This window comes from Streptococcus suis (genome assembly GCF_017601095.1).
In the GTDB taxonomy this organism is placed as follows: Bacteria; Bacillota; Bacilli; order Lactobacillales; family Streptococcaceae; genus Streptococcus; species Streptococcus suis_Z.
The window spans coordinates 102,188-126,860 of sequence record NZ_JAGFUX010000007.1; the positions used below are offsets into that span (position 1 = coordinate 102,188).

Below are 24,673 nucleotides of genomic sequence, written 5' to 3' on the forward strand. Positions count from 1 at the left end.
CCTTATTTGTTCAAAATGTGTTTTTCAATGGCCTTGGCAACGCCGTTGTTCTCATTGGTGTCTGTGATGTCTTGGGCGATTGCCTTGACCTGCTCGTTGGCGTTGCCCATTGCAATTCCTAAACCAGCAAATTCAATCATTTCCAGGTCGTTGTTGGCATCTCCCATAGCCATGATTTCTTCAGGAAGGATACCGAGACGGTCTGCCAATTTTTTCAAACCAGTGGCCTTGCTTGCACCGTTTGGCAAAATTTCCAAGAGATAGTCCTGTGAACGAACGGTGGAATAGCGTTTGCTGAGTACAGGATTGTGTTGATTTTCAAAGGCATCGATATGCTCTTTTTCACCGACGAACATGGCTTCAAAGAAGCGATGCTGACCTGATTGGGCTTCCTTCAAATTAATTGGTTGAGGAGTCATGCCCACTAAATGTGCGTCTAAATCGACCATATCATTTGCTTTTTCGGCAAGAACAAAGTAGTCCTCTTCGTCAAATAAGGAAATTTGAACATGGTCATTCTCAATAAAGGTAGCTAGGTAGTCAATATCAGCAATAGACAGTTCTTCCCAGTCAATCAGTTTCCAATCCTTTGTTGAATGGGTTGAGCAACCGTTATTGACAATGATATATTCATCTTCGATGTCAAAGCCAAGTTGCTCTACGAAAGGCTTAACGCCAACCAAGGGACGGCCTGTACACAAAACGACTGTCACACCAGCTGCCACAGCCTTATGGATGGCATCAATCTGCGGCTGCATCAATTCTTTATTCTCGTTTAGGAGCGTACCGTCCATGTCGAGGGCGATCAGTTTAATCATAATTACCTCCTTGTTTCTACTAGGACTAGTATAGCACAATTTAGAAAGGAGGGGGGAAAGAAATTCGATGAAGAGGTTCAAGAAAGAAAACAAAAAATCGTCTCCCTAATAGCTTCAAAAACATAGATATAAATGATATACTAAATTAAAAAGTATCAAGGAGTCTTTATGTTAAACCAAACAGACCTATTTCACCAAGTTGAACAACGTTTACAATCAGAAGGCATTCTCCAAGAGTTTGAAAGTAAGAATGGGCCGATAAGAGGGAGAATGATGATTCAAGAAGTAGCCATCCCAGAAGAGTTGAATTTTTCCTTTGATCCAGCTGACCAGGTTAAAGGCTATATGGCTTCCTTTGATTTCTATGAGATGGAATTAGGCATAGCCTATAGTCATACACAAAAGAAACCTGCCTCAGGTATTTGGTTTCGTCCTCAGGAGGAAGCTGCCGAAGAGCCTAGTAAAGAATGGATCGAATTTTTTATCAATACCTTGTTTGAAAACCTGAGTCATGAAGCAGGAATAGGCATGCCCATATTCAGTTTTGTTAATGATACAAGTGATTTTACCCTGATACCGACTGTTAAAAACACAAAAATGTAATCGTTTACAATTTTCTTGAATTATGTTAATATATCATTAAAACAAAGGAGGAAAAATAGATGAAAAAGTACCAAACCTATCTAGCGGCAGCAGCCCTGGTAGCAACCCTTGTCCCAGCTATGGAGGCAAAGGCTGAGACAGACCTTTCTGTCAACCAACCAAGTTCTGGTAGCAGCATAGAAAGTCAACCTGTGGTTACAGAGACAGGTGGATCCAGTAATGTAGCACCTGAAGCGGCAACTAGCGAAGAGGCTCCTTCTTCTAGCCCAGTTACAGAAACACCAACTGAGGAGTTGACACAGCCCAATGAAGAGCCTCTTATTGCCACGACTGAGGAAAAAGATCTAGATGGACTGATTTCAGATATGACAGTCCGACAAAAAATCACTCATATGTTGATGCCAGACTTTCGTAAATGGCAGGCAGAAGGTGAAGCAGCAGCAACGGATGTTACAGTTGTGCATGACGAGATTGCAGAAGCTATAGATCAGTATGACTTTGGAGGTGTTATCCTCTTTGCAGAAAACGTTAAGGCGACAGATCAGACCTTCCATTTAACCCAGGCCTTGCAAGATGCAGCTATCAGCAATAAGGCCAATAATGGAAAAATTCCTCTCTTGATTGGGATTGACCAAGAAGGGGGGATCGTTTATCGTTTAGGTTCAGGAACAGCTCTTCCTGGCAACATGGCAATCGGCGCAACGGACAGCACCAAGATTGCTAAAGAAGCAGGTGAAATCATTGGTCGGGAGCTGTCAGCCTTGGGCATCAACGTTGATTTCGCCCCAGTTTTGGATACCAATAATAATCCCAATAACCCTGTTATCGGCCTTCGTTCCTTCTCATCTGATCCTGAAAGAGTTGCTCGACTAGGTGTGGCTATGATGTCAGGTATTCAAGATTATAATGTAGCAGTTGCAGCCAAGCATTTCCCAGGACATGGGGATACTGCGGTGGATTCCCATACTGGGCTTCCTTTGGTTGATAAGTCCTATGATCAGTTGAATGCTCTGGAACTCTTGCCTTTCAAAGTGGCAGTTGAAAATGGTGTCGATATGCTGATGACTGCTCATATCCAATACCCACAGATTGAAAAAGACAAGGTGATTTCAAAAGATTCTGGAGAAGAAATTTATATTCCAGCAACCCTGTCAGACGACATTTTAACAGGCCTAGTCCGAAACCAATATGGCTACGAGGGGATAATCATTTCAGATGCCATGGGGATGGATGCTATTGCCAAAAACTTTGGTGAGACAGAAGCTGCCTTGATGGCGATTCAAGCCGGTGTGGATATTGTCCTCATGCCAACTGTTCTTCGTTCCAAGGCGGATTTGGCAAAGATTGATCGAATCATTGATGCGATCGAAGTAGCAGTCCAGTCTGGTCAGTTAGATGAAAGTCGCCTGGATGCATCTGTGAAACGGATTTTGACTCTCAAGGAAAAACGAGGGGTCCTGAATTTCAAGACAGAAGATAAATCCCTTGAAACAGCTTTGGCACAAGTAGGTTCAGAGCTCAACCGTGATCTGGAAAGAATGATTGCAGCAAGTGCCGTAACCGTTGTGAAAAATGACGATACCATCCTACCATTTAAGGTGACGGAAGGAGACCATGTCTTACTTCTTGGAGCTTACAACAATGAATTGCCAGGCCTAGAATTGGGAATGCGTCGCCTCAAAGCGGATGGGATCATCCCAGAAACGGTCACCTTTGAAGCTGTTCGTTACAACAATCAATCCACCATCGATCAGCTCAAAGAAAAAATTGATGCTGCTAGCCATGTTATTGTCATCTCAGAAATCGGTAGAGAAGCTCAGCTTGCGGCAGATGTATGGCTAACAAAAATTCCGACAGAAGTCGTAGCTTATGCCAACGAAACCAATAAAAAAGCAGCAGTCTTGAGTATTTCTAAACCATATGATGTGGCAAACTATCCAGCTGCCAAGGCCATCCTGGCTGTCTATGGCAACAAGGGGATGGATCCAACAGAATCCCTCCGCCCAGACAATGCATTTGGTCCCAATATCACAGCAGGTGTCGAAGTTGTTTTCAACGGTCTCAAACATATAGGCCGCCTACCAGTTGATATTCCGATGATTGAAAACGGAAGCTTATCAGACACAGCGATTGCTTATGGTATAAACTACGGCCTTTTCTATAATGATCCTGTAAAACAGATTGAAGTCAGTCTACCTGAGTCAGTTCCTCAAAACACCGCCTTTTCAGCCTTGCTTAACTACCATAGTCTTTTGGGCTTGGAAAAAGCAGAGCATACGATCAAGATCCAAATCAATACCAAGCATTTCACCGCTCAACCGCACGAAACCTACATCATCGATGGAGATTATGTAATCTTTAACCGTGCAGCCAATGCAAGTGGGAATTTACAGCTTCATTTAGTAGGAACACAACTTGGAGAAGCCCAGCCAATCCTAGATATTGTCATTCAAGATGCCATTGGTCGTGTCTTCAGCCTTGAAGAAGCAGCCAATGATTTGCGCCCTGTCTATGTCGTGAAAGCAACAGATGACACCAAAGAGCCAACGCAGCCAACTGAAGGCGGAGCTGACAAGAAAGAGCTGGATACAAAACCAGTCATCCAACCACTTGCCAATAAGAAAGAAGAAACAAGTTCGAAACAGTTACCAAGTACAGGTCAAGTATCTGATCAGGCTAGTTTGATTCTTGGATTAGGACTGGGCTTGTTGGCCTTGGCTTATAAGGGGAGAAGAGAGGTTTAAAATCAGGCTAACCCCTTGATAAACTGGCTGTTAACTCACATTATGAAAAAAGGGAAATCAGCCCAAAGAAAAAAATTGTGAAAATTTGAGCGTAAATTTTGAAATCGGTATCAAAATCCAGTATAATGGATGATGTAAAAAAATATTTATTTTGAAAGTGAGATTTTACTTATGTCTAAAATCGTTGTTGTCGGTGCTAACCACGCAGGTACTGCCGCAATCAAAACTATGTTGACAAATTATGGTCAAGAAAACGAAATTGTTGTATTTGACCAAAACTCAAACATCTCATTCTTGGGTTGTGGTATGGCTTTGTGGATTGGTGAGCAAATTGCTGGTCCAGAAGGACTTTTCTACTCTGATAAAGAACAATTGGAAAGCATGGGCGCAAAAGTTTACATGGAGTCACCTGTTACAGCTATCGACTATGAAGCAAAAACAGTTACTGCACTTGTAAACGGTCAAGAGCATGTTGAAGCTTACGACAAACTTCTCTTTGCGACAGGTTCACAACCAATCTTGCCACCAATCAAAGGTGCTGCAATCAAAGAAGGTTCTCTTGAATTTGAAGCAACTCTTGAAAACTTGCAATTCGTTAAATTGTACCAAAACTCAGCAGATGTTATTGAAAAATTGAAAAACAAAGACATCAACCGCGTAGCAGTAGTTGGTGCTGGTTACATCGGTGTTGAGCTTGCAGAAGCATTCCAACGTAAAGGCAAAGAAGTTATCCTTATCGACGTTGTAGACACATGTTTGGCTGGTTACTATGACCGCGACTTGTCAGACCTTATGGCTAAAAACATGGAAGACAACGGTATCAAACTTGCCTTTGGTGAAACTGTTCAAGAAGTTGCTGGTGATGGCAAAGTTGAGAAAATCATCACTGACAAGAACGAATACGATGTTGACATGGTTATCTTGGCTGTTGGTTTCCGTCCAAACACTGCATTTGCAGGTGAAGGAATCGAGCGCTTCCGCAATGGTGCCTTCCTTGTAAACAAACGCCAAGAAACTTCAATCCCAGGCGTTTACGCTATCGGTGACTGTGCAACTATCTACGACAACGCTACTGGCGACACAAGCTACATCGCATTGGCTTCAAACGCCGTACGTACTGGTATCGTAGCAGCTCACAACATCTGTGGTACTGACCTTGAAGGTATCGGTGTACAAGGTTCTAACGGTATCTCTATCTATGGTCTTAACCTTGTATCAACAGGTTTGACACTTGAAAAAGCTACTCGTCTTGGTTTGAATGCAGCTGTTGCTGAAGTAACTGACAACCAAAAACCAGAATTCATGGAGCATGGTAACTTCCCAGTAACTATCAAGATCGTTTACGATAAAGATTCACGTCGTATCCTTGGTGCGCAAATGGCAGCTCGTGAAGATATCTCATTGGGTATCCACCTCTTCTCATTGGCAATCCAAGAAGGCGTAACAATCGAAAAATTGGCATTGACAGACTTGTTCTTCTTGCCACACTTCAACAAACCATACAACTACATCACAGTAGCTGCTTTGGGTGCTGAATAATCTATTCGATGAATATCTAAGGCTCAGAGATTTCTCTGGGCTTTTTTGTTGAGAAATTTTGTTCTACATTGCTGGACTACTTTTTAATCGATTTTTTGGTATAATGGAGAGTATGAAGTTTTAGAGAAAGTATGAGAATATGAACCCATTATTAAACGGAATGAATGACAGACAGGCAGAAGCGGTACAGACGACGGAAGGTCCGCTATTGATTATGGCAGGAGCTGGCTCGGGGAAAACCCGTGTCTTGACTCACCGCATCGCTTACTTGATTGATGAGAAAATGGTCAATCCTTGGAATATTTTGGCCATTACCTTCACCAATAAAGCGGCACGTGAGATGAAGGAGCGGGCCTATGCACTCAATCCAGCAACTCAAGATAGCTTGATTGCGACCTTCCACTCCATGTGTGTCCGTATTTTACGCCGTGATGCCGACCATATTGGTTACAATCGCAATTTTACGATTGTGGATCCTGGTGAGCAACGGACACTGATGAAACGTATCCTCAAACAGCTCGATCTGGACCCTAAAAAATGGAGCGAACGGACCATTTTAGCTACCATTTCCAATGCCAAGAACGACTTGATTGATGATATCGCCTACGAAGCCCAAGCGGGCGACCTTTACACGCAGATTGTTTCAAAATGCTACAAGGCTTACCAGAAAGAACTGCGGCAGTCAGAGGCTCTTGACTTTGATGACCTGATCATGCTCACGCTCCGCCTTTTTGACCAAAATCCAGAGGTCCTGACCTATTACCAGCAGAAGTACCAGTACATCCATGTCGATGAGTATCAGGATACCAACCATGCCCAGTACCAATTAGTCAAGCTCCTGGCATCGCGTTTCAAGAATATCTGTGTGGTCGGGGATGCAGACCAGTCGATCTACGGCTGGCGTGGTGCGGATATGCAAAATATCCTTGACTTTGAAAAGGACTATCCTGAGAGCAAGGTCGTTCTTTTGGAGGAGAACTATCGCTCCACCAAGACTGTCTTGCAGGCTGCCAATGAAGTCATCGAGAACAACCGTAACCGCCGTCCTAAGAAACTCTGGACGCAAAATGCGGAAGGGGAAAAAATCACCTACTACAAGGCCAGTGATGAAAATGACGAGGCTATTTACGTAGCCGGTCAGATTGACCAGTTGGTGCGGTCAGGCAAGACTTATAAGGACTTTGCCGTCCTTTATCGGACCAATGCCCAGTCACGTACCATTGAGGAAGCCCTACTTAAATCTAATATCCCATATACCATGGTCGGTGGCACCAAGTTCTACAGCCGTAAGGAAATCCGCGATGTCATTTCCTACCTTAACCTCATCGCCAACCCGTCTGACAATATCTCATTTGAGCGTGTGGTCAACGAGCCAAAACGTGGGGTAGGACCTGGTACGGTTGACAAAATTCGTGACTTTGCTACCATGCAGGATATGTCCCTGTTAGAAGCCAGCCAGCATATCATGCTGTCAGGTATCAAGGGCAAGGCTGCTCAGGCAGTTTGGGATTTCTCCACCTTGATTTACAATCTGCGAGACCGCTTGGATAGCTTGACTGTGACCGACTTGGTTGAGGCTGTCCTCAACCAGTCTGGCTACCTCAACGCCCTTGCTATTCAGGGGACGATTGAGGCCAATGCCCGTATCGAAAACATTCAGGAATTCCTGTCTGTTACCAAAAACTTTGATGAAAAGGGGAGCGAGGAAGAAGAAACAGGACTTGAAGCCCTTAGTCGCTTCCTAAATGATCTAGCCTTGATTGCGGACACGGACGATGATAGCCGTGAGACATCGGAAGTCACCCTCATGACCCTCCACGCTGCCAAGGGATTGGAGTTTCCCATTGTCTTCCTGATTGGTATGGAGGAAAATGTCTTTCCGCTCAGCCGTGCTTCAGAAGAGGAAGCTGAGTTGGAAGAGGAACGCCGCCTGGCCTACGTGGGCATCACCCGTGCCGAGCAGGTTCTCTATCTGACCAATGCCAACTCTCGCTTGCTCTTTGGCCGCACCAACTACAACCAACCTAGTCGCTTCATCCGGGAGATTTCCAGCGACCTCCTCGACTACCAAGGGCTTGCCCGTCCTGCCAATACCAGCTTTAAGGCGTCTTATGTCAATGGCAGAGCGACTCAGTTTGGCCAAGGTATGAGCTTGCAGCAGGCCCTTCAAAGTCGTAAATCCTCTGTCCAGCCCAACCGTACTCTAGGTGGGGACTTACCATTTGGTCAAACTTCCGCCAATCCAGCGACCAACTGGTCAGTTGGAGATATTGCCGTTCATAAGAAGTGGGGGAGAGGAACCGTCCTAGAAGTGTCAGGTACAGGGACCAATCAAGAACTCAAAATCAACTTCCCAGAAATGGGTCTCAAAAAAGTGTTGGCTAGCCTGGCACCGATTGAGAAGGGCGAATAAGAGCTAACTGTCCATCTGATTGGGCAGTTTTTTTCTGATTTTTGATATAATAAAAAGAGGATATTTTTTAGGAAGTGGCGTATGAAATTATATTACACAAGTATTCGAAATAATTTGACCCAACTCTTGACGGAAGAAGCTCAAGCCTATGCAAATAAAGGCTATCGGGTTTTCTACATAGCTCCAAACTCCCTGTCTTTTGAGAAGGAGCGAGCGGTTTTATCCCATCTGGAAGAGGGAGCTTCGTTTGCTATTATGGTGACGCGGTTTGCCCAGCTGGCTCGATATTTGGTTATCAACGATAGCGAGGAAAGGCACAGCATTGATGACCTGGGACTAGCCATGGTATTCTTTCGTGTCTTGTCACAGTTTCAAGAAGGGGAATTAAGGGTTTATGGTCGGCTGCAGAAGGATTTTGGCTTCGTTCAACAGTTGGTCACTTTATACAAAGAGTTGCAACGGGCAAATATGTCCATTTTAGACCTGGAGGCAATGGAATCTCCAGATAAACAGGCAGACTTGGTAAAGATTTTCCTATCTGTGACTGAAATTTTGTCCAAAGAAGGGTATGAACACCAGACAAGGTTGGCACAGTTGAGAGAAGTCATCGAGTCAGGACAATTGGACCAGCAGTTGAAAGAAATGGTATTGATTGTCGATGGTTTTTCACGTTTTTCAGCAGAAGAAGAAGCTTTTGTAGCAGCCTTAAACAGTCGTGTAGCAGAAATTCTAATTGGTGCCTATTCCAGCAAGAAAGCTGTAAATGCGACCTATATTGAAGGAAATGTTTATCAAGCTAATGTTGACTTTTTGCGACAGTTATCAGCCCAATTCCAGACAAAGATTTCATATATTGGTTTAGAACCTGAACTGGACAGTATTGGTAAATTTTCAAAGAATATGGAGTCGATTTATGACTACAGCGGGACCATGATAGACTTGACTCCAGCAGACCAAGAAAAAATCCAGCTATGGGAGGTTGTTAACCAAAAAGAAGAGGTGGAGCAGGTTGCGACTGCCATTCGTCAGCATGTGCATCAAGGGGCTCGCTATAAAGACATTTTGTTGCTCTTGGGTGATGTGGATAGCTACAAGTTGCAGATTGGCAAGATTTTTGACAAGTATGACATTCCTTACTATTTCGGCAAGGCAGAGGAGATGAGTCATCATCCCCTGGTCCATTTTGTGGAGTCCTTGGAACGTTTGCGCCGCTATCGTTTCCGAGCGGAAGACCTGCTCAATCTCCTCAAATCTGGTTTGTACGCCAGCATTTCCCAAAAGGAGCTGGACCTATTTGAGTCTTACATCCTCTTTGCAGATATGAAGGGGCAGGCTACTTTTTCGAGGACTTTTGGGGTCAATGGCAGAGCGGACTATGACGCTGAAGTCATTAAGGAGAAAAGGCTTGTCTATGATTTGAATGTCTTGGAACCTCTACGTGCTAAGATTATGGAGCCTTTGAACCAGCTGTTTAAGGTAGGTCCCCAATCTGGTGCTGCCTTGCTTGAAAAATTCGCAGCATTCTTGGAGGCGATTGAGCTTCCAAAAAATATGGAAAAAATGTCTCTAAATTTGAACGAAGTAGAGCAAGAAAAAGAAGAGCAGGTCTGGAAAAGTTTCTGTCATGTGCTAGAGACCTTCCATCAACTCTTTGCTCAGGAAAAGTTGAGCTTGGACGACTTTTTAGCCCTCCTTCAAGCAGGCATGCAGACCAGTCACTATCGCACCGTTCCTGCAACGGTTGATGTGGTCAATGTCAAATCCTATGATTTGATTGAGCCGCACACTGCAAAGTATGTTTATGCTATCGGAATGGGCCAGTCCAATTTTCCAAAAGTTGCCAAGAATACCAGTCTATTGACAGAAGAAGAGATGGAAAAAGTCAATCTTGTCTCGGCTAGTTCCTCACGTTTCGATTTGGTCAGCCGAGAGAATATCAAGAAGAACCATGCTGCCATGATGTCACTGCTTAATGCTGCGACGGAACAGTTAGTTATTTCCACACCTCAGATTTATAACGAAGGTGAAGATAGTCTCTCCCCTTATATCAAGATTCTCCAAAAAATGGGGCTGAAATCCGAAGAACGTGGTCGGATTAAAAGTCTTAGTCCGCAAGACATCGGTCACTACAAGAGTCTCTTATCCCGTTTGATTGAGTCAGAAAGACCCTCTCTTGATAATGAAGAATGGGAAGGGCAGACGGCCTTCTGGACAGTCTTGGTTCGCCATTTGAAGAAGAAATTGGAGTCGCAAGGCATTGAAATTCCGACCATTACTGGTGATATTGCTTCCAAACAACTTTCAGATGATACCTTGGCTGCTCTCTATCCAGAGGATAAGCCGCTCAATCTTTCAGCATCCAGCTTGACCAATTTCTACAATAACCAGTATCTTTACTTTGTCCGTAATGTTCTTCTCTTGCGAGAACAGGAATCCATCCATCCGACTGCCTTTCAGCATGGTTTGTTCTTGCATCGGATTTTTGAACGAGTGGTCATGGACCAATCTGAGCTAGATTTTGATCAAAAAGTGGACAAGGCCATCCTGCGTACGCGTGACGAGGCAGAATTTGCTATGTTTTATAACCAGGATGCGGATGCTCGTTATACGGAGGAGGTGCTGGATAAGATTGCTCGTTCCAGTGCGACTATTTTGCGGGATAATGATTTGGTTGAAATTGATGGTCAGGAAAAGAGTTTCCGTCAGGATAAGGCGCTGGTTTTTGACCTTCAAAATGGCAAGAGTGTGCATGTAAATGGTACCATTGACCGCTTGGATACCTTGCAAATCAATCAGGCTGTAGGTGTTGTGGATTACAAGTCCAGCGACCAATCTTTTTCAGTTGGGGATTTTTACAATGGTCTCAAACCTCAGTTGGTGACCTACTTGGCAGCCTTACAAGAGCTGGATGAAACCAAGGATAAACCTGTTTTTGGAGCTATGTATTTGCATTTGCAGGATCCGATTATCAAATTAAAAGACACGAAGAATTTAGAACAGCTAGAAGGAGCTGCCAATACTAGCTTGGTTTACAAGGGGCTTTTCTTGAAGGAGGAAAGTCTGGGGCTCAATCATTTTTATCAGACTCGTAACCAACTCTACACGGAAGATGAGTTTGCGGTTTTATTGAACCACAACCAAGAACTATACAAACAAGCTGCCAAGGACATCCTGGATGGTCGCTTTGCTATTAACCCTTATACCAAAGATGGGCGTTCGGTGGCAGGTGAGCAGCTGAAGGCAATCACTGGTTTTGAGGCGGATCGGCACATGGGCATGGCACGGCGGTTGGTCAAAGAGGCCAAGCGTCAAGATTGGATGGAACGAATGAAAGGAGGTCAGGACTAATGGCTTTTGAAGAATTTTTAAGCGTGGAAGAAATCAAGGCTGTGCAGCTGGCGGAAGCCAATTCTGATAAGCAACAAAAACGCACACCTGAGCAGATTGAAGCCATCTACACGCACGGTCAGAATGTTCTGGTCTCTGCATCGGCTGGGTCAGGAAAGACTTTCGTCATGGTTCAACGGATTTTAGATAAGTTGAAGCGTGGCGTCGGGATTGACCAGCTCTTTATCTCGACCTTTACAGTCAAAGCGGCAGGTGAGTTGAAGGAGCGGATCGAGAAAAATCTCAATGAAACCATTGCGGAGACGATGGATATGAACTTGCGTCGGCATTTGTCAGCCCAGTTGGCGGATTTGACCAAGGCGGATATTGGGACCATGGACTCTTTTACGCAGAAATTGGTGACAACCTACGGTTATAGCCTTGGTATTTCTCCACAGTTTCGGATTTTACAGGATGAGACAGAAAAAGCGAGTCTGAAAAAAGAGGTTTTTGACCAGCTCTTTGCAGATTATCTCGAAGAGGATGAAAATGGTACATTCCGCAAATTGGTACGCAATTTTTCGGGCAACCGCAAGGATAATAGTGGTTTTCGTCAGGTTGTCTATCAGGTGCATGATTTTAGCCAATCGACCAGCAGTCCAACTAAATGGCTGAAAGAGCAGGCCGTTCAAGCTGATTTGTACAGTCAAGAGCGTATAGAGCAGATCTTAGTGCAAGGCTTTAAGGAAAAAGTGTTAGACAAGCTCTATCAAGCTGCAGATTTCTTCCGCTACCATGTAGAATGGGGCAGAAATGACTTTGGTTCCGCCAAGTATTTTGCAAATGTGGAAGAAGTCTTGGATTTGCTGACAGGTTTAGATAGTTTGGACCGGAAGGACTTGATGGAACGGGTTGAAAAAGTCCTTCTTATCAACGACCAGTCCAGAGGAAAAGGCCTGACCAATGCCAATCGACCAAAAGATGAGCATTTGATAGCCTTTAAAGAAGAATACAATGCTGGCAAGAGCCAGCTTATCTCGGGACTACGAGATTTGGGTCAGGAAGTTTATGAATTAACCCTGCTGAAAGATTATCAGGTTCAAGCTTTGCCACTGCTTGTATTATTACGTGACTTTGTCTTGGATTTTTCGCAGGCTTATCTGGATGTCAAAATCAAGGAAGCAGCTTTTGAATTTGGCGATATTGGGCATTTCGCTATTCGTATTTTAGAAGAAAATGCGGACATCCGCCAGTTTTTCCAAGAAAAATACCACGAAGTCATGGTGGACGAGTACCAGGATAACAACCATAGCCAAGAGCGGATGTTGGACTTGTTGTCAAATGGTCACAACCGCTTTATGGTAGGCGACATTAAGCAGTCCATCTATCGATTCCGCCAGGCGGATCCGATGATTTTCCAAGAGAAATTTGAACTGTATCAGGCAAATCCTCAGGTTGGAAAATTGATTTTGCTCAAGGAAAACTTCCGTAGTCAGATTGAGGTCTTGGAGGCAACAAATACTATTTTCACGCGCCTGATGGACCGTCAAGTCGGGGAAATCAAGTATGACGACACCCACAGTCTAGTGGCTGGTAGTCCTGGTCAAAAAATTGCCCAGCCCAAGCATGAGATGGAATACTTCATTTACGACCAGCAGGAGAGCGCACATTCTTCAACGGATGCTGAGGAGGAAACTCCTCTGACTGCTGGTGAAATTGAAGTCGTTGCAAAAGAGATTATTCGTCTTCACAATGAAGAAGGAGCAGACTTTAAGGACATCACTCTCTTGGTACAAAAGCGGACGCACAATGACCTCATTATGTCCATTTTTGAAAAATATGGGATTCCAATTGTGGCAGATGGTGGAGCAGCCTCCTATCTGCAATCTTTAGAAGTCATGATTATGCTGGATACCTTGCGGGTTATCAATAATCCACTCAATGACTATGCCTTGGTTGCCCTGCTTAAATCACCTATGTTCCGATTCGATGAGGATGAGCTGACACGGATTTCCTTGCAGGATGGGACAGGTTTCTTTTACCAAAAAATGGAATTAGCCCAGCAAGCAAGTGGGCAACATCCTGAACTGATGTCAGAAAAGTTGAAGAAGAAAGTCAAGGATTTCTTGTCTATCTTAGAAAACTGGCGTGCCTATGCCAAACTGCATTCTATCTATGATTTGATATGGAAGATTTTCAATGAAAAATTCTACTATGACTATGTCGGTGCTCTTCCAAATGGCAGTAAGCCTCAGGCCAATCTATACGCACTTGGTCTGCGTGCCAACCAGTTTGAAAAAACAGGCTACAAGGGCTTGTCCCGCTTCATCGCCATGATTGACCGTGCCTTAGCAAATGAAAAGGACTTGGCAGATGTCCAAGAGTTTCTACCGCAAAATGCTGTTCAGCTGATGACCATCCATAAGTCAAAAGGGCTGGAGTTCAAATATGTCTTCCTCATGAACATCGATAAGCGATTCAACTTGGAAGACCATTACCAGTCAGTCATTATCAGCCGGAAAAATGGTCTAGGTATCCAATATTTAGCGGATATGAAAGATAAGGTAAATAGCCCATTGCCTCAGGTGCGAGTCTTAATGAACACCCTCCCTTATCAAACTAATCTCCAAGAGCTAAAAATTGCTAATCTTTCAGAACAAATGCGGTTGCTTTATGTTGCACTAACGCGTGCCGAGAAGAAGCTGTATCTGGTTGGAAAGGGTAATGCTGACAAGTTAGCTGAAAAATACGATGGTAAGAAAGAAGATGGCGTACTTGCCCAATCAACTCGTGAAAGCATGGCGACCTTCCAAGACTGGATTCTAGCCATTGATGAGGCTTTTTCAGGAGAAGACTTACGCTTCAAGAAAGTCTTTGTAACGGACGAGGATTTGACAGAGGAGAAGATTGGTAAACTGACATTGAAGAGTAAGCTAGAAAACGCCAGCCTTAAAGATATTCGTCAATCAGAAGACATCGCCCAGGCCTTGGACCAGTTGTCTTCTGTCCAGGAGTTGAACGAACGCTATAAGGCTGCTATAGAATTACCAAGTTTACGAACTCCAAGTCAGATCAAGAAACTCTATGAGCCTATTTTGGAACAGGAAGGCATGGAAGTTATGGAAAAATACCAGCCCAAACGGACCTTCAACTTGCCAGATTTCTCCAAGAAACCAAAAATCACTGGAGCCCAAGTTGGTTCAGCAGTGCATGAACTTATGCAACGTTTGGATCTGTCTTGGTTGGTGACAGAAGATACGGTAAGAGCAGCCCTAGAAGCTGTTCATGCTGAGCAAGCGGTTAAAGACAAAATCAATGTTCAGATGATTTTAGATTTCTTTGATACAGACTTAGGAAGAGAAATTCTAGCCAATACGGACAAACTCCACCGAGAAGCTCCATTTGCAAGTTTTCAGACAGATCCTGTATCCCAGGAAAACTTTGTCCTTCGTGGGATTATCGATGGCTACCTACTGTATGATGATTATATTGTCCTCTTTGATTATAAGACAGACCAGTATGATCAGCCGAGTCTTTTACGGGAACGCTATTACTCACAGATGCAACTCTATGCCGAGGCATTAAAAAAAGCCTACAAGATAGAGCGAGTTGACTGTCATTTGATTTTGTTGGGTGGAGAAACGATTCAAGTTGTTCATGTTTTTTAAAGGGGGAAAAGATGGAACGGACATTTTTTATCATAAAGCCTGATGCAGTTGCGCGTGGCTTAGTTGGTCAGGTGATTGAACGAATCGAGCGACGTGGCTTTAAATTAGAAGCCCTTAGCATGATGACTGCCAGTCCAGAGTTGATTGCGCAGCATTACGAACATTTGGCAGACAAACCATTCTTTCCACTTTTGGTTCAGTATATGACAAGTGGACCTGTGATTGCAGGAATTCTAACTGGACCAGAGGTTATCAAATCTTGGCGAGATATGATGGGTGCAACCAATCCAGTCAATGCTTTGCCAGGAACTATTCGTGGAGATTTTGCAACAGCACCGGTTGATGGTATTGTTGCCAATGTCGTTCACGGCTCAGATAGTGCAGAAGCAGTCGAACGTGAGATTGGTCTTTGGCTGGGAAAATAGCAGAGCAGACACCTAGTTTTCTAGGTGTTTTTCTTATGGAAAATTATCACTAAATCTGATATAATGAAGAGTAATACCCTTGTAGAGGAAGAATCATGAATTTAGAAGAATTGAAACAACGTCAGGAGAAGATTCGTAATTTCTCCATTATTGCCCATATTGACCATGGGAAATCAACTCTGGCTGACCGTATTCTTGAGAAAACAGAAACAGTTTCTAGCCGTGAGATGCAGGCTCAGTTGCTTGACAGTATGGACTTGGAGCGTGAGCGTGGGATTACCATTAAGTTAAATGCTGTTCAGCTCAATTACAAGGCCAAAGATGGTGAAACTTACATTTTCCACTTGATTGACACGCCTGGACACGTAGACTTTACCTATGAGGTATCGCGTTCCCTAGCTGCCTGTGAAGGTGCGATTTTGGTGGTGGATGCGGCTCAAGGGATTGAAGCACAGACCTTGGCCAACGTTTATCTGGCTTTGGACAATGACTTGGAAATCCTGCCGATCATCAACAAGATTGACCTGCCAGCAGCGGATCCTGAACGTGTTCGTCAGGAAATCGAAGATGTGATTGGTTTGGATGCTTCTGAAGCAGTTCTTACATCAGCCAAGGCTGGTATTGGTATCGAGGAAATCTTGGAGCAGATTGTCGAGAAAGTTCCAGCACCGACTGGGGATGTGGCAGCTCCGCTACAAGCCTTGATTTTTGACTCGGTTTACGATCCTTATCGAGGCGTTATCCTGCAAGTTCGTATCGTCAATGGGGTGGTAAAACCAGGCGATACCATTCAGATGATGAGCAATGGCAAGACCTTTGATGTGACGGAAGTGGGTATCTTCACACCAAAAGCAATCGGTCGTGATTACTTGGCGACTGGTGATGTAGGTTACATTGCAGCCTCTATTAAGACAGTTGCTGACACCCGTGTCGGTGATACAGTGACCTTGGCTGAAAACCCTGCCAGCGAGCCACTTGCAGGATACAAGCAGATGAACCCAATGGTCTTTGCAGGTATCTATCCAATCGATTCCAACAAGTACAATGACCTCCGTGAAGCCTTGGAAAAACTCCAACTCAACGATGCCAGCTTGCAGTTTGAGCCAGAAACCTCGCAGGCTCTCGGATTTGGTTTCCGTTGTGGCTTCTTAGGCCTATTACACATGGATGTTATCCAAGAACGGATTGAGCGGGAGTTTAACATTGACCTCATCATGACAGCACCGTCGGTAGTCTACCATGTCAATATGACAGACGGTGAAATGATTGATGTAGCCAACCCTTCAGAGTTTCCAGACCCAACCAAAATTGCCACTATCGAAGAGCCTTACGTTAAAGCACAAATCATGGTACCGCAGGAATATGTCGGTGCAGTTATGGAATTGGCCCAGCGGAAACGCGGTGATTTTGTGACCATGGATTACATCGATGATAACCGTGTCAATGTCATCTACCAAATTCCACTAGCTGAGATTGTCTTTGATTTCTTTGACAAGCTCAAATCTTCTACTCGAGGCTATGCTAGCTTCGACTATGAGATTTCGGAATACCGTTCATCTAAGTTGGTGAAAATGGACATTCTCCTCAATGGCGACAAGGTCGATGCCCTCAGCTTTATCGTCCACAAGGAATTTGCCTACGAACGTGGGAAAATTATCGTGGACAAGCTCAAGAAAATCATCCCTCGTCAGCAGTTTGAAGTCCCAATCCAGGCAGCTATCGGTCAGAAAATTGTTGCCCGTAGCGATATCAAAGCCCTTCGCAAAAACGTTTTGGCCAAGTGTTATGGTGGTGACGTTTCCCGTAAACGCAAACTCCTAGAAAAACAAAAAGCCGGTAAAAAACGAATGAAAGCTATCGGTTCTGTCGAAGTCCCACAAGAAGCCTTCCTCAGCGTCCTCAGCATGGATGAAGATGATAAGAAATAAAACTCTTCGGAAATCAGCACCACTCGTCAAACGAGTGGTTTGAACAAGGCCTTTTAGCCCATATCACAAGCCAGCGCCTAGAGACGCTGGCTTTCACTTTGTTCAAGCCAACTATCTCGAATCGTCACGAGACTTTTAAAGAGGTCTTCGTACTATTTTCCTATCCTCAAAGGGCTCTTCATATTCTTTTACGCTCACCTTATCTAGTGCTATATCATGTTTAACTCGCTTTCGAAATTTAAACTTGTGAAGAAATCATACATTATAATGAATTCCGTAGACCTTGAGAAATCATGGTCTTTTTCGTTTATCACGAACAAACAAAGACAAAAACTAATTAGGGTGTTTGTCTTAAAGATAAAAGGTGAAAAATTTCACTCATTCTTTTGTGAAAAATTCGATTAAAAATGCTTGATATACTACGTATACCAAGGGTTGACTGTTAAGTCAACCCTTAACCTAAGAGTAGATACGATGGAGAAGAGATGACACAATTATTATCGGTTATTGTTCCTTGTTACAACGAGGAAGAAACCATTCGACCATTTCTAGCAGAGATGCAGAAAATGGAAAATCAACTATCAGAACAATTACAATTTGAATACTATTTTATCAATGATGGTTCAAAGGACGGAACCTTAGAAGTTTTGCGTGATGTATCATCAACGTTTGACAACATCCATTATTTGTCCTTTTCTCGAAATTTTGGGAAAGAAGCTGGGCTTTTAGCTGGGCTTGAAGCGGCCACAGGAGATTTTGTGACCGTTATGGATGCTGACTTACAAGATCCACCTGAGTTATTACCGGAAATGTATGCCAAAATCCAAGAGGGATATGATGTGGTTGGTACTAGGCGTGCAGACCGTAAAGGAGAACCGACCATTCGTTCCTTTTTCGCGAAGTCTTTTTATTGGCTAATCAATAAAATATCAGATACCGAAATGGTAGATGGCGCTAGAGATTTCCGTTTCATGACAAGTAAAGTAGTGGATAGCATTTTGGAATTACAAGAGGTTAATCGTTTTTCTAAAGGACTCTTTTCTTGGGTAGGCTACGACGTGACTTACATCAGCTATGAAAATCGTGAACGAGTGGCAGGGGAAACGTCCTGGTCTTTTTGGAGCTTGCTTAAATACTCTTTGGAGGGCTTCATTAGTTTTTCAGAGGCTCTGCTCAGTTTTGCGACATGGAGTGGTATTCTTTCATTTTTTGCCTCCATAGTGGGAATCATCTTTATCGTTGTTAGAAAATTGACTGTTGGAGGCTCTATCGAAGGTTGGGCAAGTCTTGTCACCATTATTTTACTTGTTGGAGGCATTCAGCTCTTGTCCATCGGCATACTTGGGAAATATGTAGCTAAAATCTTCTTAGAAACTAAGAAAAGACCTATTTATATCGTGAAGGAGAAAGATGAGTAAGTTAGTAAATGGTTTGGGAAGACTTTATATAGCAGTTAATTATATTTCAATTATCGTTGTATTAACTTTGTTAAGTTTTGGGTCATTAATAATAACGGTCTTCTTTAAATTAAATCTTTATGAAGAAGTGGAATATCATAAAGTACCATGGAAATATTATATTTTTATTATTATTTTAATTGTTTTACTAGCGATTTGTAGTGAGCTTTTTAAGAAATTTAGACCTAGTATACTCTTCTTGGTTCTCTCAGCGTTGTCTTTCCTAATTGGAGGAGGCTTAATTGTATTATCTGATTTCAATTTACGAGCAGATCCAGCTTCCATCATGATAGCTGCAAAGCAATTTAATTCAGGTGATTACTCTGCTCTAACAGAATTAGGAGGGTATCTTTTTGTACACCCTCATCAGCTTGGAATGTTAACTATCAATCGGTTTATTTTATCTTTTACAGATAACTTAGAAGTATTTTCGTGGATTTTTTTAATAATATCTATTGCTAATATTGGTCTTATTGGCATGATAGCTAATAAAATTTGGGAAACTAGACAAATTACGAATACTGCTTTGTTGCTGGCGGCATTGTTTTTGCCCAATATTTTTTACATTAAATTTATATATAACGGACGTATAGCTGTTTTTCTTGCATTACTATCAATAGTTTATTATTTGAACTACTGGAAGGAACCAAAATTTTTACAATTTTTATAGATGGTGTTCTTTTTATCATTAAGTGTACTAGTTCGTAGTAATTTTATGATTTTTCAGATTGCAATAACTATGTCCTTATTTTATCGTTATTTATTAACCAAAGAAAAAGTGATACTTGTTATAATTCCGATAATTTTTACAGCCAGTTCCTCCTTAGTGTATCTTCAGAATTTGTATTATGAAAACGAAATTGGACAATCGTTGAATAAAGGTCTTCCTAAAATCACCTTTGTTACCATGGGAATGAGTTCGGATCCGGACGGTGTTGAAAACTGGATTCCAGGTTATCACAATGCTTACCATACAAGATTATATCAAAAGACAGGTTATGATGAAAACGAATCATCTAAAATTGCTATTGCAGATTTAAAAAATCGAATAAGTTACTTCTTATCTAATCCTAAAAATGCCTATCAATATTTTACAAAGAAATTCGCTGCAACATGGTTTGATGGAACGTTCGAATCCATTTGGTTAGGACCGATTAAGGCTAAAGGTATGTCAGCAAAGTCTTCGATTTTAGCTAATGTATATAGCGGAGGCAATTACTATGTTTCTTTAGTTAATGCTATGAGCGTTTTACAGATATTTACATACTGTACACTTTTTATAGGTTTTATTATTGAATTGACCACAAGAGAGGAAATGTTTATAGGCGAAACGTTGCCTATGCTATTATTTCTTGTCGGCACAGTTGTTTTTCATTTCTTTTGGGAAACAAAAAGTCAATATACCTATACAACTTTGCTAATTTTACAACTTTTACTGGCAGGCTACTTTTTTAGATTTATTGGGTTTGTCAAAAAAGTTTTTAGATAATAAAGGATATACAAATGTTAAAAAAAATGATTTCAGACTGGCGTTTGCGGAACTTACTTTTCTTGGTGATGGCTATTATTCCAGTCATCCCTTTCCTCTTATACCGTCGATTTCAGATGGATTGGGATGCTTGGTTCCATTTTTCAAGAATGTATGAAATAGTGCAAAATATTTCTCATGGGAAATTTGCTTTAGATATTTCTTATTTTAGTTTTAATAATCAGGGGTATGCTGTTAATTTCTTTTATCCTTATTTTATTAATTATCCAGTTGCTTTAGTTTGGTACTTGACTGGAAGTCCAGTATTTTCAGTTTTACTATGGAATATTGTTTTTCATCTTATCGGTTTAAATATTGCTTACCACGCTTATGATAAGTGGCAAAAGAAGCCATATTTTGCATTTCTTTTTTCAGTTTTATATATTTTTGGATATTCAGTTGTTAATGTGAGAATGCTCAATATGGGGACCTACAATGCTCAGATTACCTATATGTTTTTGCCTTATGCCATTATAGGGATTTATCAGCTAATATTTGGAAGGGCAAGAGAGTGGCGATTAGTAACAATTTTTGCGATTATTATTATTACTCTGTCACATCTTTTGACGACTGTTTTACTAGTATTTTACTCAGCTGTGCTTTTTGCTGTATTGCTTGTAAATAAACGAAAGCTATTGATAAAAGAGAGACTTTATGTCTGGGTTCAGGTTATCGCATCTGTTATCTTGTCAACTGCAATATTTGTTTTTCCAATGCTAGAACAGAAGGTGGCTAATGACTGGATTCATGTTCCTGCCATGAATTTGTCATCAAACGGTATTGTGGATAGCAGTGTTGATAATCTAACATGGTTAAAACGTCTAGAATCTGCTGTTTCCTTTCGAGAAGTCTTAATTCTATTATTCATCACTACTCTATTTTGTCTGCTTTATTATAGAGTGTTTAATAGAAAACTTCAAAAGTTGATTTTTGGTATTATCACCATTTCAATTCTGCAAAGTCATCTCGTTCCTTGGTATTTTTTACAACGTCTCTCTGTTGTTGATATGTTTCAAAATCTCAACCGACTGGATTCATTCCTTTTCTTTGCTATCTCGTTATTCATTGCATTTGGCTGGCAGAATATTCTTCTCACCGAGCCGAAGAGATTTACGAACAAGCATTTCTTTGTGGCTAGCTCAATCCTTTATTTGCTATTTTTGAGTCAAAATTTTTACCAGCAAAAAAATGGGATTACAACTTCCAATTTATCAGACTTTGATCGCAATAGTTATTTAGCAACGGACGATACAATCTACAAGGGGCTTGAAAACTCTAACTTTGGTTATTTCAGTAGTTGGGCTGGTAAGGGTTGGTACCGGATTAACGGTTTTATGGATTATCGGACAGAGGGTCAAATCAGGCGAACTCAAAATGCCGATGGCACTTACACGATTGACGATGGTATGTACACTATCTTAAACGGCGAATCCAATCGACCGCTTTACAATGTTTCTAAAGATACCGAAGTAGAGACTAATGATATTATTGAAAATGCAGTCTATTTTGATGGTGAACGAACATTAAATAAATTTTTGCAAAAAGATTTTAGTTTTTTCATTAATGATATTCCATCTAGTACTAAAATTATCCAAGCACCAATCACCTACTTAAAGGGATTCGTTGTCAAAGACGATAGTGGAAATATCCTTACCAGTTATAAAAATAAAAAAGGATGGTTGGAGTTTAAAATAAGTGGAAGTTCTCAAGTCGTTATTACATACGAAAAAACACTCTTACATAAATTTTCGATAGGAATATCCATTTTAACTTGGCTCGTCATTGGGGTGCTCCATATGAAACTGAGAAAAAAGTAGAATGACATTCTCATCTGTTATGAGTATAAATAAAAGTCAAAAGTTTTCATATGAAAACTAGTATAGTAGGGATAGCTTTTTAAATAATTCACGAACAAAATACATTTATAACATTGCAAAAAAATTTTTTGCTTATTTTCAATTTTAAAATATAAGAAAACAAAGTTATTTGCTAATTTTTAAATTTATAATATAGGAAACAAACTAATTTTGCTTGTTTTCAATTTTTAAACCAGCTCTCAAGAAGTTTTTTTCTTGTATTTGTTTTTTTAAAATGCCTTCCCTGACATAATTTTCAGATTTAAAAATATAAAATTAGTCACAGAAAAACAATTACTTACCTTCAAGAAAAGAAATGACAAGTAATACTTTCATTTTCAATCGTTCATATGACAAACTAGTATATAGTAAGCAAGTAGTCTTGACTGCTCTGCTATTTTTAAAATAAACCGAAAAGAAAATGGTGCGAGGAAGAAGATGCTTAGCTCGAAAGACCGTCAGTTATTGAATCTAAAATTAAGTCAGGTACAGTAAACAATAGTAGCGAATGCCCAATACCAGGCAACTTTAACCCAGCATGGAGCCAATAAAAATCGAATCAATGATATTTTGATTACTATGATTCAAGAAGAAGATCAGGAAAGGATTGAGCTATTGGCTCAACTGTTGAAGAAGCAGACCGAACAAGCGCAGGCATTTGTCGATGACTGGAACCGGCAGGTGGCAAGAGATGAGAGAAGTTTGAAGTTGAAAACACTTGGCTTTTTGACCTTCTTATCTCTTATCCTCATCTCTATCCCTATCTTTCCGATTGTACCTATCGGTATGGTTCTTTATTTGATTATTTGGTTGCTTTATGCCTACCTTATCAAGGCAAATCACTACTAATCTATGCTATACTAGTCCTATGAAACAAGAAATTGATTTAGAAAAATACCACCAGCTTGCCTTGCAAAAACAAGCTGAACACCGTAAGTTTTTGGCTTCCTTGAAGAAGAAACCACCGAAAAATTTGGACAAAATTGTGCAGCAAGTTCATACAGAAGTGTTTAATGAAATTGACTGTACTGCCTGTGCCAATTGCTGTAAGACCTTAGGTCCTCTTTTCACGGAGGCGGATATTACACGAATTGCCAAGTATTTCAAAATGCGATTACCCGCTTTTGAGGAAATGTACTTGAGGGTCGATGAAGACAATGACAAGGTCTTTAAATCCATGCCCTGTCCATTTTTAGGTGGCGATAATCTCTGTTCAATTTATGATGTACGTCCGAAGGCCTGTCGAGAATTTCCTCATACGGACCGCAAAAAGATTTACCAGATTAATCATCTGACCATGAAGAATACACTCACTTGTCCTGCAGCCTATCTCTTTGTTGAGAAATTGAAGACTCGAATATAAAAATAACCTCTTGCTATCCGTTACGGATAGTGCAAGAGGCTTTTTCTTATTTTCCAAAAGAATAGATGCGCAAGAGGGCTTTCTTCTTTTGGTCTTCAATGATGGATTGGAAGTGGTGAAAATTAGCATGAAACTGTTCTTGGAAGTTGGTTGGAATCCCTTTATTGAAGGACATGGAGTGCAAAAATATTGGATAATTTCCTTTTTTATAGAGTTCCCCTTGAAAAAAGTAGGACCCAGTTTTTTTATCGACCGAAACGAGGGAAGAACGCCAGCGTCCTTTACGGGTATGACGAGGTCTCCAACGAATTTTCAATTGCTTTTTGTAAAAATACCAGCCCATAATGTCAATGGTGACAGTGGTTTGTTTATCAGGATCCAAGTAGTCAACCGGAACCTTGTATACATTGCCCCTTTGAGATTGGATGAAGGGATGGAAATCCGTTAGATGCTTATATTCCTTATCGGATACAATGTCCATTTTTGGTTCTGATGGATGGCGATTCTCCTGTCGAACGGTTGAACGAAAAGGGTCATAGGTTTGGTTGGCAAGGCGAATTCGTTCTTCCTCAGGCTCCAAGTTTGCCAATTCTTGAGCAGTTTTAGGACTTTGTTTTAGAAAAGACAAGACTTGCTCAGACTTTCTATATCTTAGAAAAACTTCTTTTAATTGCAGTGGTTTATCTGTTGCTTGTTGCTTGTCTCGAGGAGCTTGGAGGATAAGAATTTGATGTATACAATCTAGTGGGATGGCCCCTAACTCCAGAAGAAGTTCTTCCCATGAAAAAATACTAGCTTTTTTAAAGGACTGGGTTCGACCATTATCTGCCAAATGATTGACCAATTGTAATTGGTTGTCATCTTGGAAGAGAACAAGGTATCCAGACTTTTGGTTGTTCAGTTGGATGACGGGAATGGAATAATAATGGTGGTAGGGTTTCAAGTGGAGTAAATCTCCGAGCATTGTTGGTTTCATAGCCTTTATTATACCATAGATACTGGGG

16 protein-coding genes are annotated in these 24,673 nt (G+C 41.5%); 14 read left to right on the forward strand and 2 right to left on the reverse strand.

Annotated elements, in window-relative coordinates:
• Positions 1-2: 2 nt before the first annotated feature.
• Positions 3-818 carry a Cof-type HAD-IIB family hydrolase gene (locus J5566_RS07370; protein WP_208562730.1) on the reverse strand — a complete coding sequence of 272 codons (816 nt, stop codon included), beginning with the start codon at positions 816-818 and terminating at the stop codon, positions 3-5.
• Between the two features lie 168 nt (positions 819-986).
• Between J5566_RS07370 and J5566_RS07375 the strand changes: the two genes are divergently transcribed.
• The 14 genes from J5566_RS07375 (at position 987) to J5566_RS07440 (ending at position 23,669) form a co-directional block, all read left to right on the forward strand.
• Positions 987-1,421, forward strand: a complete 435-nt coding sequence (locus J5566_RS07375) for a hypothetical protein (RefSeq protein ID WP_208562731.1) — start codon at positions 987-989, stop codon at positions 1,419-1,421.
• Positions 1,422-1,480: 59 nt separating this feature from the next.
• Positions 1,481-4,165: a glycoside hydrolase family 3 N-terminal domain-containing protein gene (locus tag J5566_RS07380; protein ID WP_208562732.1), complete on the forward strand. Its 2,685-nt coding sequence runs from the start codon at positions 1,481-1,483 to the stop codon at positions 4,163-4,165.
• Between the two features lie 171 nt (positions 4,166-4,336).
• Positions 4,337-5,704: a H2O-forming NADH oxidase gene (nox, locus tag J5566_RS07385; protein WP_208562733.1), complete on the forward strand. Its 1,368-nt coding sequence runs from the start codon at positions 4,337-4,339 to the stop codon at positions 5,702-5,704.
• 139 nt (positions 5,705-5,843) lie between these two features.
• Positions 5,844-8,117 carry a DNA helicase PcrA gene (pcrA, locus tag J5566_RS07390; protein WP_208562734.1) on the forward strand — a complete coding sequence of 758 codons (2,274 nt, stop codon included), beginning with the start codon at positions 5,844-5,846 and terminating at the stop codon, positions 8,115-8,117.
• Positions 8,118-8,198: 81 nt separating this feature from the next.
• Positions 8,199-11,465 (forward strand): ATP-dependent nuclease subunit B, encoded by a 3,267-nt coding sequence (rexB, locus tag J5566_RS07395; protein WP_208562735.1) that lies wholly within the window; start codon positions 8,199-8,201, stop codon positions 11,463-11,465.
• Positions 11,465-15,112, forward strand: coding sequence for a helicase-exonuclease AddAB subunit AddA (gene addA / locus J5566_RS07400; protein WP_208562736.1), 3,648 nt, complete (start codon positions 11,465-11,467; stop codon positions 15,110-15,112). Before rexB ends, addA begins: the two co-directional genes overlap by 1 nt.
• Before the next feature lie 11 nt (positions 15,113-15,123).
• Positions 15,124-15,537, forward strand: coding sequence for a nucleoside-diphosphate kinase (gene ndk, locus J5566_RS07405; protein ID WP_208562737.1), 414 nt, complete (start codon positions 15,124-15,126; stop codon positions 15,535-15,537).
• Positions 15,538-15,632: 95 nt separating this feature from the next.
• Positions 15,633-17,465, forward strand: coding sequence for a translation elongation factor 4 (lepA, locus tag J5566_RS07410; RefSeq protein WP_208562738.1), 1,833 nt, complete (start codon positions 15,633-15,635; stop codon positions 17,463-17,465).
• A gap of 485 nt (positions 17,466-17,950) precedes the next feature.
• Entirely contained in the window at positions 17,951-18,883 is a 933-nt protein-coding gene (locus J5566_RS07415) for a glycosyltransferase family 2 protein (protein ID WP_208562739.1), read from the forward strand.
• Positions 18,876-19,592 carry a hypothetical protein gene (locus J5566_RS07420; RefSeq protein ID WP_208562740.1) on the forward strand — a complete coding sequence of 239 codons (717 nt, stop codon included), beginning with the start codon at positions 18,876-18,878 and terminating at the stop codon, positions 19,590-19,592. Before J5566_RS07415 ends, J5566_RS07420 begins: the two co-directional genes overlap by 8 nt.
• 69 nt (positions 19,593-19,661) lie before the next feature.
• On the forward strand, positions 19,662-20,411 hold the full coding sequence (locus J5566_RS07425) for a hypothetical protein (protein WP_208562741.1): 750 nt from the start codon (positions 19,662-19,664) through the stop codon (positions 20,409-20,411).
• Positions 20,412-20,425: 14 nt separating this feature from the next.
• Complete coding sequence (locus J5566_RS07430; protein WP_208562742.1) at positions 20,426-22,267, forward strand: hypothetical protein; 1,842 nt, start codon at positions 20,426-20,428, stop codon at positions 22,265-22,267.
• A 618-nt stretch (positions 22,268-22,885) separates the two neighbouring features.
• A complete protein-coding gene (locus J5566_RS07435; protein ID WP_208562743.1) occupies positions 22,886-23,155 on the forward strand; it encodes a hypothetical protein in 270 nt (89 codons plus the stop codon).
• 19 nt (positions 23,156-23,174) lie between these two features.
• Positions 23,175-23,669, forward strand: coding sequence for a YkgJ family cysteine cluster protein (locus J5566_RS07440; RefSeq protein ID WP_208562744.1), 495 nt, complete (start codon positions 23,175-23,177; stop codon positions 23,667-23,669).
• A 46-nt stretch (positions 23,670-23,715) separates the two neighbouring features.
• On the opposite strand, the gene J5566_RS07445 is transcribed toward J5566_RS07440, so the two are convergent.
• Positions 23,716-24,645 (reverse strand): hypothetical protein, encoded by a 930-nt coding sequence (locus tag J5566_RS07445; protein ID WP_208562745.1) that lies wholly within the window; start codon positions 24,643-24,645, stop codon positions 23,716-23,718.
• Positions 24,646-24,673: the final 28 nt, after the last annotated feature.

Bases quoted from the DNA above. Each gene is read 5' to 3' on its own strand.
- J5566_RS07425 (WP_208562741.1), top strand. From the start codon at position 19,662: ATGTCCTTATTTTATCGTTATTTATTAACCAAAGAAAAAGTGATACTT.
- J5566_RS07380 (WP_208562732.1), top strand. From the start codon at position 1,481: ATGAAAAAGTACCAAACCTATCTAGCGGCAGCAGCCCTGGTAGCAACC.
- J5566_RS07430 (WP_208562742.1), top strand. From the start codon at position 20,426: ATGTTAAAAAAAATGATTTCAGACTGGCGTTTGCGGAACTTACTTTTC.
- J5566_RS07415 (WP_208562739.1), top strand. From the start codon at position 17,951: ATGACACAATTATTATCGGTTATTGTTCCTTGTTACAACGAGGAAGAA.
- J5566_RS07435 (WP_208562743.1), top strand. From the start codon at position 22,886: ATGATTCAAGAAGAAGATCAGGAAAGGATTGAGCTATTGGCTCAACTG.
- ndk (WP_208562737.1), top strand. From the start codon at position 15,124: ATGGAACGGACATTTTTTATCATAAAGCCTGATGCAGTTGCGCGTGGC.
- J5566_RS07440 (WP_208562744.1), top strand. From the start codon at position 23,175: ATGAAACAAGAAATTGATTTAGAAAAATACCACCAGCTTGCCTTGCAA.
- nox (WP_208562733.1), top strand. From the start codon at position 4,337: ATGTCTAAAATCGTTGTTGTCGGTGCTAACCACGCAGGTACTGCCGCA.
- pcrA (WP_208562734.1), top strand. From the start codon at position 5,844: ATGAACCCATTATTAAACGGAATGAATGACAGACAGGCAGAAGCGGTA.
- J5566_RS07375 (WP_208562731.1), top strand. From the start codon at position 987: ATGTTAAACCAAACAGACCTATTTCACCAAGTTGAACAACGTTTACAA.
- J5566_RS07420 (WP_208562740.1), top strand. From the start codon at position 18,876: ATGAGTAAGTTAGTAAATGGTTTGGGAAGACTTTATATAGCAGTTAAT.
- J5566_RS07445 (WP_208562745.1), bottom strand. From the start codon at position 24,645: ATGAAACCAACAATGCTCGGAGATTTACTCCACTTGAAACCCTACCAC.
- lepA (WP_208562738.1), top strand. From the start codon at position 15,633: ATGAATTTAGAAGAATTGAAACAACGTCAGGAGAAGATTCGTAATTTC.
- rexB (WP_208562735.1), top strand. From the start codon at position 8,199: ATGAAATTATATTACACAAGTATTCGAAATAATTTGACCCAACTCTTG.
- J5566_RS07370 (WP_208562730.1), bottom strand. From the start codon at position 818: ATGATTAAACTGATCGCCCTCGACATGGACGGTACGCTCCTAAACGAG.
- addA (WP_208562736.1), top strand. From the start codon at position 11,465: ATGGCTTTTGAAGAATTTTTAAGCGTGGAAGAAATCAAGGCTGTGCAG.